Genomic DNA, 14,674 nt, shown 5'->3' with positions numbered 1-14,674 from the left:
CTGGCAGGGCTGGCCGGGCCTCAGCCCTCGCCGCCCTGCAACTGATCTATGTCGCGGAAATTGTGGCGCAATCTGTCCAGATGGTGCAGCAGGTGGATCTTGTCGCTGTTGGACATGTCCTTCATCGCGGCATCGTAAAAGGACAGGATGTCGGCCTGCATTTCGGCCCACCGCTGCCAGCCCTCGGGCGTCAGGCGGATCAGCCGCGAGCGGTTGTCCTGTTCGTCCATCGTCCGTTCGATCCAGCCGCGCGATTCCAGCCGCGACAGCACGCCGGTCAGGTTCTGGCGGCTGACCATCAGCACCCCGGCCAGATGGCGCACCGCAATGCCGTCGCGCCAGCGTGGGTTGACCAGTGCGCCGATGATGGCCCATTGCTGGGTCGTCACCTCGTGCCGCTCCATCCATTTGGTGCCGGTCTTGTTCAACTGATTGGCGCATTGATACAGCCGAAAGGCCAGCCGGTTGGACAGGTCCGCGCCAAAGGTGTCGGTGTGCCGGGTTTTGTCGTTCATCCCCGCAGGGTTGCGCGAAAGCGGATGCGGCGCAAGATGGTGCGCCGGAATTTTTGCGTAAACTAGTTGACATAATATCACCCCCGCCGCAGACTGCCCGGCAAGACGCGCGATCTGGATGACCGCAGGCCGGTCCCGATCCGAACAGGCGTGATGAACGGCAGGAGGATGTCTTGAGAGGTCTGAAGGATAAACTGGTTGTCGTGACCGGCGGCGGCGGCGGGATCGGCTCGGCCACTTGTTTGCGGTTTGCGCAGGAAGGGGCGCGGGTGGTGGTGGCTGACATCAGCACTGACGCGGCGCAGGCGGTGGTTGACCAGATCACCGCATCGGGCGGCGCGGCGTTTGCGATGATCGCCGATCTGACCGACCATGCCGCCACCGGCGCGGCGGTAGAGCGGGTTCAGGCCGAGCTTGGCCCCATCGACATTCTGGTGAACAATGCCGGCTGGGATCTGTTCGTGCCGTTCCTGAAACAAGACCCTGACTTCTGGACCAAAATCATCGACATCAACCTGCGCTCGGTGCTGAATATCACCCAGCCGGTGCTGGCCTCGATGGTGGCGCGGGGCAATGGCGGGCGGATCGTGTCGGTCGGCTCGGACGCGGGGCGGGTCGGGTCGTCGGGCGAATCCGTCTATGCGGCCTGCAAGGCGGGGATCATCGCATTCATGAAAACGCTGGCCCGCGAACATGCGCGCGATCAGATCACCTTTAACACTGTCTGCCCCGGCGTGACCGAAACCGCGATGCTGGATGCCTTTCTGGAAGCCGCGGGTGACACGGAAAAACTGCGCGGCGCCTTTGCCAGGGCGGTTCCGATGGGCCGCCTTGGCCGCCCCGACGATCTGCCGGGCGCGATCCTGTTTCTGGCCAGCGACGATGCGGCGTTCATCACCGGACAGGTGATTTCCGTATCGGGCGGCCTGACCATGCACGGCTGAGGGGGCATCATGGATTATACCGATATTACCTATGACACACGCGGCGGCGCGGCCTGGATCACCATCAATCGCCCCGAGAAATACAACGCCTTTCGCGGGCAGACCGTGGACGAGCTGATCCACGCCTTTCAAAAGGCGGGTTGGGATCGCGACATCGGCGTGATCGTTTTGACCGGCGCGGGCGACAAGGCGTTCTGCACCGGCGGCGATCAGTCGGCGCATGATGGCCGGTATGACGGGCGCGGCGTCATCGGCCTGCCGATCGACGAATTGCAATCGCTGATCCGCGACGTGCCCAAACCCGTCATCGCCCGCGTCAACGGCTTTGCCATCGGTGGCGGTAACGTGCTGGCGACGATCTGCGATTTGACCATCGCATCCGAGACCGCGCAGTTCGGGCAGGTCGGGCCTAAGGTCGGGTCCGTCGATCCGGGCTTTGGCACCGCCTATCTGGCCCGCGTCGTGGGCGAAAAACGCGCCCGTGAAATCTGGTATCTGAACAAGCGTTACACCGCAGCCGAGGCGTTGGCGATGGGGCTGGTGAATGCCGTCGTCCCCGCCGCCGAACTGGATGCCGAGGTGGATCGCTGGACGGCCGAGCTGATGGAACGCTCGCCCACGGCACTGGCGCTGGCCAAGCTGTCGTTCAATGCCGACAGCGAAAGCATCCGGGGCATTTCCGCCATGGGGATGCGGGCGCTGTCGCTGTATTATGATACCGATGAAAGCAAAGAGGGCGGGATCGCCTTTCGCGAAAAGCGCAAGCCCGATTTCCGCAAGTTCGGCAAATAAGCCCCGCCCATCCGCAGCAGGTGCCCCGCATGAGAACCGTTTTCGACAGCCCGGAACTGGATCAGATCCGCGATCTGGCGCGTAAATTCGCGCAAGACCGTGTCGCCCCCGGCTATCTGGCGCGGGAAAAGGCGGGCAGATTCGACATGTCGCTGCTGCACGAGATGGGCGAACTGGGCCTGATCGCCCCGGAACTGCCGCCGGAATTTGGCGGGATCGGGGCCGATTACCTGTATTCCGGTGCCATTATCGAGGAAATCGCCAAGGCGGATTTCACCTTTGGCTATGCGCCGCTGCTGGCCTCGCTGAACGGGCAGATCCTTGCGACATTCGCGAAACCGCATATCGCCGCCGAATGGCTGCCGCAACTGACCGCCGGGCAGATCATGCTGGCCATCGCGCTGACCGAACCCAAGGGCGGTTCAGATGCGGCAAATCTGGGCCTGCGGATGGAGCGCGACGGGGCCGATTATATCATCAACGGCGAAAAAACCTCGATTTCCGCCAACCAGATCGCGCGGGGCGTGGTGACATTTGCCCGCACCGGCCGCCCCGAGGATCGCGCGCGGGGTGTGTCGGCCATTCTGATCCCGCTGGACCTGCCGGGCATCACCACCTCGAAATTTTCCAACATGGGGCAGAATTCGGTCGGGCATGGCTCGATCTGGTTCGATAACGTCCGGGTGCCCGCCGATTATCTGCTGGGCGAAGAAGGGCGCGGTTTCGGGCAGGTGATGCAGGGGTTCGACTTTTCCCGCAGCCTGATCGGGCTGCAATGTCTGGGCGCGGCCCGCGCCAGTCTGGATGAAACATGGGCCTATATCGGCGAACGGCGGGCCTTTGGGAAACCGTTGGGCGCGTTTCAGGGCATCACCCACCAACTGGCCGATTTCGATACCAGGGTCGAGGCGGCGCGGCTGATGTCGCTGAATGCGCTGTGGCTGAAGGATCAGGGCCTGCCGCACACGGCCGAGGCCGCGATGACCAAATGGTGGCCGCCGCTGCTGGCCTACGAGACGATCCACGCCTGCCTGCTGATCCACGGCCATGCCGGCTATTCCGATGCGCTGCCGTTTCAGCAGCGGCTGCGCGATGTGCTGGGGCTGCAAATCGGCGACGGCACCGCGCATATCATGAAGAACATCATCGCCCGCGAACGCGCCGGGCGCGATGCCACAACCGCCTGAACCGGGACCTTGCCCCAAGGGAGGACAGCATGGAATTTGACGCCGTTCTGATCGAACCGCGCCGTCAGGCGATGACGCAGGCCGGGCTGTGGCACGACCGCACCGCCGATGATTACCTTGATGCCCGCCTTGCCGCCGATGCGCAGGGGCTGGCGCTGTCGGCCTTTGATCTGGTGGCCGGCACCCGCCGCGATCTGACCTGGGCCGAGCTTGACCGGCTGGCGAACCGCGTGGCGGTGGGCTTGCGGCGGCTGGGTGTCGGGCGTGGCGATGTCGTCACCTGTCAACTGCCCAATGGCTGGCAATTCGTCGCCACCTATCTGGGCTGTTCCCGGATCGGTGCGGTGTTCAACCCGGTGATGCCGATTTTCCGCGAACACGAGCTGGGCTTTATGCTGGCCCATGGGCAGGCCAAGGTGTTCATCGTGCCGCAAGAGTTCCGCGGCTTTGACCATCAGGCGATGGCCGGGCGGATGCGCCCCGATCTGCCTGACCTGCGCCATGTCATCGTGATGGGCGGCGATGGCCCCCACAGCTTTGACGCGGCGCTAAGCGATCCGGCCTTTGATGCCGATGCCGCCGGGCTGGCCCCTGCCGACCGGCTTGGCCCCGATGATGTGTGCCAGTTGATCTATACATCCGGCACCACTGGCGAGCCCAAGGGCGTGATGCACACCGCCAACACCATGTATGCCAACCTTGCCCCCTTTGCCGACCGGCTGCGGATGGGCGGCGATGATGTCATCATGATGTTTTCGCCGATGGCCCATCAGACCGGCTTTATGTATGGGCTGCTGCTGCCGCTGATGCTGGGGGCGCGGTCGGTGCTGCTGAACACATGGGACAAGGCGCGCGCCGCGCAGATCCTGCGGGATGAAGGGGTGACATGGACCATGGCCTCGACCCCGTTCCTGATCGACCTGACCACGGTGGTCGAACAGGACGGGATCGACACCAGCGCGCTGCGCATCTTTTTATGCGCGGGCACGGCGATCCCCGGCCCGGTGGTGGAACGGGCGCAGCAGGTGACGGGCGCGCGGGTGATTTCCGCCTGGGGAATGACGGAAAACGGGGCCGTGACCACCGTGCGTCTGGACGATGCGGCGGATAAATCGGCCAGTTCCGACGGCGTGCCCCTGCCGGGGATGGAGCTGTGCGTTCGCGGGCCGGATGGCCAGCCCGTGCCGCCGGGCCATGAGGGCGAACTGTTCGTGCGCGGCTGTTCCAACTTTGGCGGCTATCTGAAACGCCCGCAGTGGAACAACACCGATGCCCAAGGCTGGTTCGACACCGGCGACATCGCCCGGATGGATGCCGATGGCTATATCCGCATCTGCGGCCGGTCCAAGGACATCATCATCCGCGGCGCCGAAAACATCCCCGTGGTCGAGGTCGAGGCGGCGCTGTTTCGTCATCCCGCCGTGCAGGCGGTTGCCGTGGTCGGCTATCCCGATGAACGGCTGGGCGAACGGGCCTGCGCCTTTATCGTGCCAAGGCCGGGGCAGACGATCAGTTTCGACCAGATGACGGCGCATCTGCAATCCTGCCGGTTTGCCACGCAATACTGGCCCGAGCGGTTAGAGATCGTCGATGCCCTGCCCGCCACCGCTTCGGGCAAGGTGCAGAAATTCGTGCTGCGCAACCGTTTGCGCGCGGAAAATCAGGCCGCGCAGCCATGACGGCTGATCCGGTCCGGCTGCACCATGACGGTGATGTGGCCGTCATCACCATCGACAACCCGCCGGTGAATGTCACCTCGCAGCCGGTGCGGGCCGGGCTGATGGCGGCGCTGGATGCCGCCGTGCGGGCCGGGGCGGCGCGGATCGTGCTGACCGGCGCGGGCCGTGCCTTTGTCGCCGGGGCCGATGCGCGCGAATTCGATGCCCCGCCGCAGCCGCCGCACCTGCCCGATGTGGTGGCGCGGATCGAAGCCAGCCCGGTGCCGGTGGTGGCCGCGATCAACGGCGCGGCGCTTGGCGGCGGGCTGGAGCTGGCTCTGGCCTGTGCGGCGCGGGTGGCCGCGCCCGCTGCGACGTTGGGCCTGCCCGAAGTCACGCTGGGTGTCGTGCCCGGCGCGGGCGGCACACAGCGCCTGCCGCGCCTGATCGGCGTGGCGCAGGCGGTGGCGATGATTGCCGAGGGCCGCGTTATCAAGGCCGATGCGGCGCAGGCATTGGGTCTGGTCGATGCGGTTTGCGACGATCCGCTGGCCCATGCCGCGCGGATGGCGCTGCCCGACCGGCCCGCCACCGGCGCGCGGCCCACCCCGGCGGCGGATGATGCGGCGCTGGATGCCGCGCGGGCGCGGGCGGCGAAACGCAGCCCCCGGCAGATCGCGCCGCAGCGGGCGGTCGATCTGGTCGCGGCCTCGGCCCGGCTGCCGCTGGATCAGGGGCTGGCGCTGGAACGCGCGGCGTTTCTGGACCTCAAGACCGGGGATCAGGCCGCGGCGCTGCGGCACCTCTTTTTCGCCGAGCGCGCGGCCATGGCCCTTGGCCGTCAGGGCGGTGCCCCGGTTGAACGCGCCGTGGTGGTCGGCGGCGGCACCATGGGCGCGGGGATCGCCTATGCCTTGGCGCAGGCGGGCATTCAGGTCGCAACGGTCGAGACGGATGCGGCGGCGGCAGAACGGGCGCGCGGCAATCTGGCCCGGCTGTATGCCGATGCGGTCAGGCGCGGCAAGATGACGGCAGGGCAGGCCGCCGCCGATCAGGCCGCGCGGCACAGCCTGCACAGCGGCTATGCCGACCTGCCCCCGGCGCAGATCGCCATCGAGGCCGTGCCCGAGGATCTGACCGCCAAGCAGCAGGTCTTTGCCGCGCTGGACGCCGCCTTGCCCGCCGATGCGATTCTGGCCACCAACACGTCTTATCTGAACCCCGACGCCATTGCGCAGCCGGTGCGTGACCCTTCACGCTTTCTGGGGCTGCATTTCTTCAGCCCTGCCCATGTGATGAAGCTGGTCGAGGTGATCCGCGCCCGCGCCACCGCGCCGGAAACGCTGGCCACCGCCCTGCGCCTGACCGCGCGGCTGGGGAAAATCCCGGTGCTGGCGGGGGTCTGCGACGGTTTTATCGGCAACCGTATCCTGACGCGATACCGGCAGATCTGCGATGTGATGCTGATTGAAGGCGCGCTGCCCGCGCAGGTCGATGCGGCGATGCGCGGCTGGGGCATGGCGATGGGTCCGTATGAGGTGCAAGACCTGTCGGGGCTGGACATTGCCTATGCCAACCGCAAACGGCTGAACTGGGCCAGTCAGCCCGGTGTGCGTTATGTGCCGATTGCCGACCGGATCGTGGAAACGGGGCGGCTGGGGCGCAAGACCGGGGCGGGCTGGTATGATTACGACGGTGGCACGGCGACGCCCTCGGCCATGATCGACGCGATTGTGACGCAGGCCAGCGCCGAGGCGGGCATCACCCGCCGCGCCTTTTCTGATGAGGAAATCGTGGCCCGCGCCACCACCGCCATGATCGCGGAAGGCTTGCAAATTCTGGATGAGGGCATTGCCACCGCACCGTCCGATGTCGATCTGGTGCTGGTGCATGGCTATGGCTTTCCGCGCTGGCGCGGCGGGCCGTTGCATTATGCCGGGCGGGCCGGGTTGACCGGGGTGCTGGCCCGGATCGAGGGGTATGCGGCGGCGGACCCGCTGTCATGGCAGGTGCCCGCAATCCTGCGCCGCGCGGTGGAAACGGGTGTCGGGCTGGACGAACTGACGGGGGCACCGGGATGAGCGACGCCTTCATCTGCGATTACATCCGCACGCCCATCGGGCGCTATGGCGGCGCATTGGCGCAGGTGCGGACCGATGATCTGGCCGCTCTGCCGCTGGCCGAACTGCTGCGGCGTAACCCGGCGCTGGACCCGGCGGCGGTCGAGGAGGTCTGGCTGGGCTGCGCCAATCAGGCGGGCGAGGATAACCGCAACGTCGCCCGCATGGCCGCGCTGCTGGCCGGGCTGCCCGACAGTGTGCCGGGGGTGACGGTGAACCGGCTGTGCGGTTCCGGGCTAGAGGCGGTGGCGGCGGCGGCACGCGCGATCCGGGCGGGCGATATGGAACTGGCCATCGCGGGCGGCGTCGAAAGCATGACCCGCGCGCCCTTCGTCATGCCCAAGGCCGGCGCAGCATGGTCGCGCGCGGGCGAGGTTTATGACACCACCATCGGCTGGCGTTTCGTCAACCCCCGGATGCAGGCCGCCTATGGCACCGAGTCCATGCCCGACACCGCGCAGAATCTGGCCGACGAACACGGCATCAGCCGCGCCGATCAGGATGGCTTTGCCCTGCGGTCGCAAAGGCGCGCGGCGGCGGCGCAGGCCAGCGGGCGGCTGGCGGTGGAAATCACCCCGGTGCGCGTGCCGCAGGGGCGGGGCCAGACCGCCACGGTCGCGCAGGATGAACACCCGCGCGACACCACCTTGGCGCAACTGACGGCGCTGCGCCCGATCACGCGGCCCGATGGCTCGGTCACGGCGGGGAATGCCTCGGGCGTGAATGACGGAGCGGCGGCGCTGGTGGTGGCCAGTGCGGCGGCGGCACAGCGCCACGGCCTGCGCCCTCTGGCCCGGATCGTGGCGGCGGCCAGTGCCGGGGTGGCGCCGCGCGTGATGGGCTATGGCCCGGTGCCCGCCGTGCGCAAGCTGCTGGCGCTGACCGGGATCACCCTGGCCGATCTGTCGCTGATCGAGCTGAACGAGGCTTTCGCCGCGCAGGCCCTTGCCGTGACGCGCGGGCTGGGGCTGGCCGATGACGATCCGCGCGTGAATCCCAACGGCGGGGCCATCGCGCTGGGGCATCCGCTGGGGATGTCGGGCGCGCGCATCGCTGGCACCGCCGCGCTGGAACTGGCCCGCAGCGGCGGGCGATATGCGCTGGCCACCATGTGCATCGGCGTGGGGCAGGGGGCGGCGCTGCTGATCGAACGCGCCTAGGGCCGGGCAGGCCGTGCGGCCCCATCGCAGCGGGCTATCGCGGGCCGATCACCCACGCCGCCGCGCCGCCGTGCAATGAGCGGGGCGAAAGCCTAGACCAGCCTTTGACGCAGCGTCGCGATCAGCGCCATCACATGCTTGTCATCGGGGGAATGAATCCCCAGCATCCGCGCCGACCACAGCCCGTTCAGGCTGTGAAAGATCAGCTCGGCCAGCAGCGGATCGGTTGATCCGGCGCGCAGCCGGCGCAGCGCCTGATCGTTGAATTCGGCCACGGGGGCCAGAATGCCGGGATGTTCCGTCACCGCCGCCAGCAGACCGCTGGCCGATTGCGATTCCTGCCAGTCTTGTTCGAAATTATTCAGCAATTGCAATAGGATGCCATTGGGTCGATCCGCATCTGCGGCATCCAGACGGGCCACGGCCTGATCCAGATAATGCTGCACCAGCCCCTGCATCAGCGCCTCTTTGCTGGGAAAGTGATACAGTAGCCCGCCCTTGGATATACCCGCCTGTTCGGCCACCGCCTCTAGCGAGACGGCCCTTGCCCCCTGCGTTCGGGTCAGCGTTTCGGCGGCGGTCAGGATGCGCAGGCGGGTCTGGCGGGGATCGCGGGCCATCTTGTCCTCGGCATTGACAATACCGTCTGGACGGTAAAGTTATTCCGGCGATAGCACAATCCGCGCGATACAGCTACTCTTCAGCCTGCGCCGCAACGAGAGAGACATCCGATGATCCTGCGATTCATCATTGCCGCTGTCATGCTGGCCCTGGTCGGGGGTGGCCTGATCTGGTTCAACATGTTCCGCGACCAGATGATTACCGATATTTTCGCCAACCTGCCCGAACAGGTGATGCCGGTGACGACCGTGACCGTCGAACCCGTGACATGGCGTCCGGGGATCGAGGCGACCGGCACCGTCAAGGCGTCGCAAGGCATTGATCTGACGGTAGAAACCGCAGGTATCGTGACACAGATCGCCTTTGCCGCGAATGACCGGGTGGAACAGGATCAGCTGTTGCTGCAACTGGATGACGTGATGCAGACCGCCGATCTGGCCGCCAGCCGCAGCCAGCTGGATCTGGCGCAGACCACGCTGCGCCGGTCGCGGCAATTGCAACAGCGCGGCGTGGCGGCGGATGCGAATCTGGAAACCTCTCAGGCGAATGCCCGCGCCGCCGAAGCGCAGGTCGCGCGGGCCGAAGCCGTGGTGCAGCAGCGCCGTCTGGTCGCGCCTTTCGATGGCATCATCGGTCTGCCGCAGGTCGATCCGGGCGCTTATATCAGCCCCGGCACGGTGGTGGCGACCTTGCAGGACATCGACAATGTGCATGTCGATTTCAGCCTGCCCGAACAGGAATTGCCCAATCTGCGCATGGGCCAGCGGATCGAGGCGCGCATCGCCGAAGACGCGCAGCCCCTGGCCGGGGAAATCACCGGCATCGACCCGCGCATCGATTCCGCCAGCCGGATGGTGTCGATCCGCGCGCAGATCGACGGGGCCGATGGCGCGCTGACGCCGGGGCAGTTCGTGCGCGTGTCGGTGGTGCTGCCCGCCGAAGACGGCGTGATCGCGCTGCCGCAGACGGCGGTCATGTCCAGCCTGTATGGCGATTACGTCTATGTGCTGCGCGACCGTGAAGACCCGCCCGAAGGCGGTGCCACGCAAGAGGTGGCGCAGGTCTTTGTGCAGCCGGGCCGCCGGTCGGGGGGCATGATCGAAGTTCGGGGCGGCGCCGTTACGGCGGGCCAGCAGGTGGTGACATCGGGCCAGAACCGGCTGTCGAACGGGGCCGGGGTCAGGGTGGATAACACCGTCACCCCCGACGGGCAGGGCCAGACCCCGCCAGCCCCCTCGGCCCAAACCGCCGCCGCGCCCGCGGAACCGGCATCGGATCAGCCCGCCGGGGATGCCGCGCCATGAGCATGTCGGACATCTTTATCAAGCGGCCCGTTCTGGCGACCGTGGTGGCGCTGTTCATGCTGTTGCTGGGTGCGATGGGTGCGTCGAACCTGCAAATCCGCGAATACCCCGAGGTTGACGAAACCGTTGTCACCGTCACCACGGTTTACCCCGGCGCTTCGGCGGATCTGATACAGGGCTTTGTCACCTCGCCCATTGCGGCGGCGGTTTCGACCGCCGAAGGGGTGGATTACGTCAGCACGCAGTCGCAGCCTTCGGCCTCGGTGGTGTCGGTGAACATGCGGCTGGGGGCCGATCCCGACGTGGCGCTGACCGAGGTCATGTCCAAGGTGCAAGAGGTGCGCAGCGAACTGCCATCGGATGCCGAAGACCCCTCGATCGTCAAGGGCACGGGCATGCAGTTCGCCACCATGTATCTGGCGCTGCAAAACCCGCATATGACGCCCGAGCAATTGACGGAGTATATCGAACGGGTGATCCGCCCCCGCATGTCCACCATCGAGGGCGTGGCCGAGGTGCAAATTCTGGGCGGCGCCAACTATGCCATGCGGGTCTGGATCGACCCGGTGCTGCTGGCCAGCCGTGGCCTGACCGCATCCGAGGTGATGCAGGCGATCAACAGCTCCAACTTTCTGGCCGCGCCCGGCAAGACCGAGGGCGAGCTGGTCAGCTATCCCATCACCATGGAATCGACGCTGCAAACGCCCGAGGCGTTCGGGGCGATGCCGCTGTCGGGCAGCGGTGACAGCGTGGTGCGGCTGCGCGATGTGGCCCGCGTCGAACTGGCGGCCGAAAGCACCGATACCGTGGTCGAATTCAACGGCGAACCCGGCACCTTTATCGGCATCTTTCCCACGCCGGGGGCCAACCCGCTGGACACCACCGCCAATGTCCGCGCGCAATTGCCAGTGATTCAGGCATCGCTGCCGCAGGGCATGACGATGACGCTGATGTATGATGCCACCGACGCCATTTCCGCCTCGATCCGCGAGGTGCTGCGCACCATCGCCGAGGCGACCGCCATCGTCTCGGTGGTGATCTTGCTGTTCATGGGGTCGATCCGGTCGGTGGCCATGCCAGTGGCCGCCATCCCGCTGTCGCTGGTGGGGGCGCTGTTTTTGCTGTTCGTGGCGGGCTATTCCATCAACCTGCTGACGCTGCTGGCGCTGGTGCTGGCCATCGGGATTGTGGTGGACGATGCCATCGTGGTGGTGGAAAACGTCCAGCGGCATATTGATGACGGCATGACGCCGATGCAGGCCAGCTTTTTCTCGATGAAGGAACTGTTCACGGCCATCGTTGCCACCACGCTGGCGCTGATGGCGGTGTTCATGCCGCTGTTCTTTACCGGCGGCCTGACCGGGGCGCTGTTTCAGGAATTTGCCCTGGCCCTGGCCGGGGCGGTGTTCCTGTCCAGCATTGTCGCGCTGACCATTTCGCCGATGATGTCGGCGCGTATCCTGAAGGCGGGCGGGCATTCGCGGTTTCAGCAATGGATCGACCGCAATTTCCTGAAGGTCGAGGGCTGGTATGCGCGCCGGGTGGCAAGCTCGTTCGATTACCGGCCAGTGACGATCATGATTATGGTCGTGCTGATGGGTGTGACCGCTTATCTGTTCACCAAGACCTCGACCGAACTGGCCCCCGAGGAAGACGCGGGCGCGCTGTTGGCCATGGTCGCGGGGCCGTCCTATGCGACGACGGATTATACCTCGCGCTATGTCGATCAGATCAACGATCTGACCGCCGGCCTGCCCGAGGTCGAGGCCAGCTTTTCCGTGGTCGGCTTTGGCGGCGGCACCAATTCGGGCTTTGCCCTGTGGGCGCTGAAGGACTGGGGCGCACGCGATCGCAGTCAGGCCGAGGTGCAGCAGGATCTGCAAGCGCGGATCGAGCCGCTGGCCGGGGTGCAGGCCTTTGTCTTTGCGCCGCCCTCGCTGCCGGGCACGGGGGGCGGGCTGCCGATCACCATGGTGATCCAGTCCACCTCGGATGCCGCGCAGGTCTATGAATTGGCCGAGGAAATCAAGGATCGCGCACAGGCCTCGGGGCGGTTCATCATCGTGCAGAACTCGATGAGTTTCGACACCACGCAGGTTGTCGTCACCATCGACCGCGACCGGGCGGCGGCGCTGAACATTCCGGCCAGCCAGATCGGCGCCACGCTGTCGCTGTTGGTGGGGGGCGGGGCCATCGGCCAGTTCGACCGCGACAGCAACAGCTATGACGTCATCATGCAGGTGCCGCGGGAATACCGGGAAAACCCCGAACGTCTGGGCGAGTTCCGCATCCGGTCGCTGACCGGGGAAATGGTGCCGCTGTCGGCGGTGATCGACATCAACACCCGCGCCGCGCCCGCCAGCATCGAACAGTTCAACCAGTTGAACGCCGCCACCATTTCCGCCCTGCCGCTGCCGGGCGTGACCACCGGCGACGGTCTGGCCGAGATCGAGGCGATTGCCGCCGAAATTCTGCCCGACGGCTTCTTTATCGACTATTCCGGCCAGTCGCGCACGGAAAAGACCGAAGGCGCGGGCATTCTGGCGGCCTTTGGGCTGGCGCTGGTGGTGATCTATCTGGTGCTGGCGGCGCAGTTCGAAAGCTGGCGCGATCCGTTCATCATCCTGACCTCGGTGCCGCTGGCGATCTTTGGCGTGATCGTGCCGCTGAATCTGGGGCTGGGAACGCTGAACATCTATACCCAGATCGCCATGCTGGCGCTGATCGGCATCATCTCGAAACATGGTATCCTGTTGGTGGAATTCGCCAATCAGCAGCGGGAAACACGTGGCCTGTCGCGCGAGGAAGGCATGATCGAGGCGGCCCGCCTGCGTCTGCGCCCGATCCTGATGACCACCATCGCCACGGCGGTGGGGGTGGTGCCATTGATGACCGCCGATGGCGCGGGTGCGGCGGCGCGCTTTGCCATGGGTCTGGTGATCTTTTCCGGCATTTCCGTGGGGACGCTGTTCACGCTGTTCGTGGTGCCGACGGTTTACACGCTGATCGCCCCCAAAGAGGCCAGGCCCGCGCCCGAGGAACCCGACGAACAGGCCCGCGTGCGGGTGGACCAGCAGCCGGCACAGTAAGGCCCGGCCTGTTGCCAGCATAAAAACGCCGGGGCGCGGTGATTGCCCCGGCGTTGTTATGTCTGGCCCGGCCCGGCCCGGTGGCGGGGCGCTCAGGCGTCTTTGGGGCGCAGCACCAGCCAGATCAGCGCCCCGCCCGCCAGCACCAGAAACGGCAGCATGGCAAGGTTTACCGCGCTCCACCCCGTCTGGGCGTCGCCGCCAAGGCAGTTCATCAGCCCGCCCGACGACAGCGAGGCCAGAAATACCCCGCCAAAGACGAAGAAATCGTTGATGCCCTGCACCCGCCCCCGTTCCTCGGGCTTGTGGGCGGCGGTCAGCATGGCGGTGGCGCCGATATAGCCAAAGTTCCACCCCAGCCCCAGCAGCAGCATCGCCCCATAGAAATGCGACATCTCGACCCCCGACAGGGCGATGGCACCCGACCCGGCCAGAATCATCAGCCCGGCCCCCACCACCACCGGCGCGCCAAAGCGGGCGATCAGATGGCCGGTGAAAAAGCTGGGCGCGAACATCGCCAGCACATGCAGGCTGACGATGCTGGCCGCGTCATTGGGCGCAAAGCCGCAGCCCACGACCGCCAGCGGGGCCGATGTCATCACCAGATTCATCAGCGCATAGGCGACCATGCCGCAGATCATCGCCACGATGATGGTGGGGTCGCGCAGGATCTGCCCCAGCGGGCGGCCCGGTGGCGTGGCGGCGGTGCGGGCGGGCGGGCGCGGAATGTCGAGAAAGGAAAACAGCAGCGGCCCAAACAGGTTCAGCGCGATAATCGCGCCATAGGTGGCCAGAAACGGCACGGCGGTAATGTCATTGGTCATCCGCACCAGCGCCGGGCCGGTGATCGCGGCGGCCAGACCGCCCGCCATCACCCATGAAATCGCCTTGGGCGCGAATTCGGGCGAGGCGGTATCGGTCGCGGCAAAGCGGTAAAACCCCTGCGCCGCCATATAGATGCCGGTAAACAGCGATCCGGCCATGAACAGCCAGAACGATCCCAGCCACAGCCCGGCGGCGGATATGCCCGCGCCGATGGCTCCGGCCAGAACCGCAAGGCTGAATCCCGCGCGCCGCCCGTATCGCTGCATGAACCCCGCCAAGGGCCGCGCCGATAGGGCCGACCCCAGAATAATCATCGACAGCGGCAGGGTGGAAATGCAGGGGTTCGGCGTCAGCATCTGCCCCGCCAGCCCGCCGACGATAAAGATCATCGACATCTGCGCGCCAAGGATCGCCTGCGCGGCGACCAGCACCGCGACATTCCGGCGGGCGCGATCCATC

11 protein-coding genes are annotated in these 14,674 nt (G+C 66.3%); 8 read left to right on the top strand and 3 right to left on the bottom strand.

Going from position 1 to position 14,674, the window contains the following annotated elements; all coding sequences use genetic code 11:
* Positions 1–20 precede the first annotated feature (20 nt).
* A complete protein-coding gene (locus tag Q4G24_RS00650; RefSeq protein WP_303364562.1) occupies positions 21–515 on the bottom strand; it encodes a MarR family winged helix-turn-helix transcriptional regulator in 495 nt (164 codons plus the stop codon).
* Between the two features lie 173 nt (positions 516–688).
* On the opposite strand from Q4G24_RS00650, the gene Q4G24_RS00645 reads away from it, so the two are divergent.
* The 6 genes from Q4G24_RS00645 to pcaF are packed head-to-tail and all read left to right on the top strand — an operon-like array spanning position 689 to position 8,376.
* Positions 689–1,459: an SDR family NAD(P)-dependent oxidoreductase gene (locus Q4G24_RS00645; RefSeq protein WP_303364561.1), complete on the top strand. Its 771-nt coding sequence runs from the start codon at positions 689–691 to the stop codon at positions 1,457–1,459.
* A 9-nt stretch (positions 1,460–1,468) separates the two neighbouring features.
* The gene (gene badI, locus Q4G24_RS00640) at positions 1,469–2,251 is read left to right on the top strand and encodes a 2-ketocyclohexanecarboxyl-CoA hydrolase (RefSeq protein WP_303364560.1); all 783 of its coding nucleotides are present in this window, start codon (positions 1,469–1,471) and stop codon (positions 2,249–2,251) included.
* Between the two features lie 29 nt (positions 2,252–2,280).
* Positions 2,281–3,438, top strand: a complete 1,158-nt coding sequence (aliB, locus tag Q4G24_RS00635; protein ID WP_303364559.1) for a cyclohexanecarboxyl-CoA dehydrogenase — start codon at positions 2,281–2,283, stop codon at positions 3,436–3,438.
* A 29-nt stretch (positions 3,439–3,467) separates the two neighbouring features.
* Entirely contained in the window at positions 3,468–5,117 is a 1,650-nt protein-coding gene (gene aliA / locus Q4G24_RS00630; protein WP_303364558.1) for a cyclohexanecarboxylate-CoA ligase, read from the top strand.
* The gene (locus Q4G24_RS00625) at positions 5,114–7,177 is read left to right on the top strand and encodes an FAD-dependent oxidoreductase (RefSeq protein ID WP_303364557.1); all 2,064 of its coding nucleotides are present in this window, start codon (positions 5,114–5,116) and stop codon (positions 7,175–7,177) included. The genes aliA and Q4G24_RS00625 overlap by 4 nt, the downstream gene beginning before the upstream one ends.
* Positions 7,174–8,376 (top strand): 3-oxoadipyl-CoA thiolase, encoded by a 1,203-nt coding sequence (gene pcaF / locus Q4G24_RS00620; RefSeq protein ID WP_303364556.1) that lies wholly within the window; start codon positions 7,174–7,176, stop codon positions 8,374–8,376. The genes Q4G24_RS00625 and pcaF overlap by 4 nt, the downstream gene beginning before the upstream one ends.
* Before the next feature lie 92 nt (positions 8,377–8,468).
* On the opposite strand, the gene Q4G24_RS00615 is transcribed toward pcaF, so the two are convergent.
* Positions 8,469–8,996 (bottom strand): TetR/AcrR family transcriptional regulator, encoded by a 528-nt coding sequence (locus tag Q4G24_RS00615; RefSeq protein WP_303364555.1) that lies wholly within the window; start codon positions 8,994–8,996, stop codon positions 8,469–8,471.
* Positions 8,997–9,107: 111 nt separating this feature from the next.
* On the opposite strand from Q4G24_RS00615, the gene Q4G24_RS00610 reads away from it, so the two are divergent.
* Positions 9,108–10,301 carry an efflux RND transporter periplasmic adaptor subunit gene (locus tag Q4G24_RS00610; RefSeq protein WP_303364554.1) on the top strand — a complete coding sequence of 398 codons (1,194 nt, stop codon included), beginning with the start codon at positions 9,108–9,110 and terminating at the stop codon, positions 10,299–10,301.
* Complete coding sequence (locus tag Q4G24_RS00605; protein WP_303364553.1) at positions 10,298–13,390, top strand: efflux RND transporter permease subunit; 3,093 nt, start codon at positions 10,298–10,300, stop codon at positions 13,388–13,390. The genes Q4G24_RS00610 and Q4G24_RS00605 overlap by 4 nt, the downstream gene beginning before the upstream one ends.
* Before the next feature lie 92 nt (positions 13,391–13,482).
* On the opposite strand, the gene Q4G24_RS00600 is transcribed toward Q4G24_RS00605, so the two are convergent.
* Positions 13,483–14,673 carry an MFS transporter gene (locus Q4G24_RS00600; RefSeq protein ID WP_303364552.1) on the bottom strand — a complete coding sequence of 397 codons (1,191 nt, stop codon included), beginning with the start codon at positions 14,671–14,673 and terminating at the stop codon, positions 13,483–13,485.
* Between the last annotated feature and the right edge of the window lies 1 nt (position 14,674).

Origin of the sequence: Paracoccus sp. (in: a-proteobacteria) (assembly GCF_030538695.1) — a bacterium.
Taxonomy (GTDB): Bacteria; Pseudomonadota; Alphaproteobacteria; order Rhodobacterales; family Rhodobacteraceae; genus Paracoccus.
The sequence above is the reverse complement of the archived record's forward strand: the minus strand, read 5'-3'. Positions and strand labels throughout refer to the sequence as shown.

Bases quoted from the DNA above. Each gene is read 5' to 3' on its own strand.
- Q4G24_RS00650 (WP_303364562.1), bottom strand. From the start codon at position 515: ATGAACGACAAAACCCGGCACACCGACACCTTTGGCGCGGACCTGTCC.
- aliB (WP_303364559.1), top strand. From the start codon at position 2,281: ATGAGAACCGTTTTCGACAGCCCGGAACTGGATCAGATCCGCGATCTG.
- Q4G24_RS00610 (WP_303364554.1), top strand. From the start codon at position 9,108: ATGATCCTGCGATTCATCATTGCCGCTGTCATGCTGGCCCTGGTCGGG.
- Q4G24_RS00600 (WP_303364552.1), bottom strand. From the start codon at position 14,673: ATGGATCGCGCCCGCCGGAATGTCGCGGTGCTGGTCGCCGCGCAGGCG.
- Q4G24_RS00615 (WP_303364555.1), bottom strand. From the start codon at position 8,996: ATGGCCCGCGATCCCCGCCAGACCCGCCTGCGCATCCTGACCGCCGCC.
- Q4G24_RS00605 (WP_303364553.1), top strand. From the start codon at position 10,298: ATGAGCATGTCGGACATCTTTATCAAGCGGCCCGTTCTGGCGACCGTG.
- aliA (WP_303364558.1), top strand. From the start codon at position 3,468: ATGGAATTTGACGCCGTTCTGATCGAACCGCGCCGTCAGGCGATGACG.
- Q4G24_RS00625 (WP_303364557.1), top strand. From the start codon at position 5,114: ATGACGGCTGATCCGGTCCGGCTGCACCATGACGGTGATGTGGCCGTC.
- badI (WP_303364560.1), top strand. From the start codon at position 1,469: ATGGATTATACCGATATTACCTATGACACACGCGGCGGCGCGGCCTGG.
- pcaF (WP_303364556.1), top strand. From the start codon at position 7,174: ATGAGCGACGCCTTCATCTGCGATTACATCCGCACGCCCATCGGGCGC.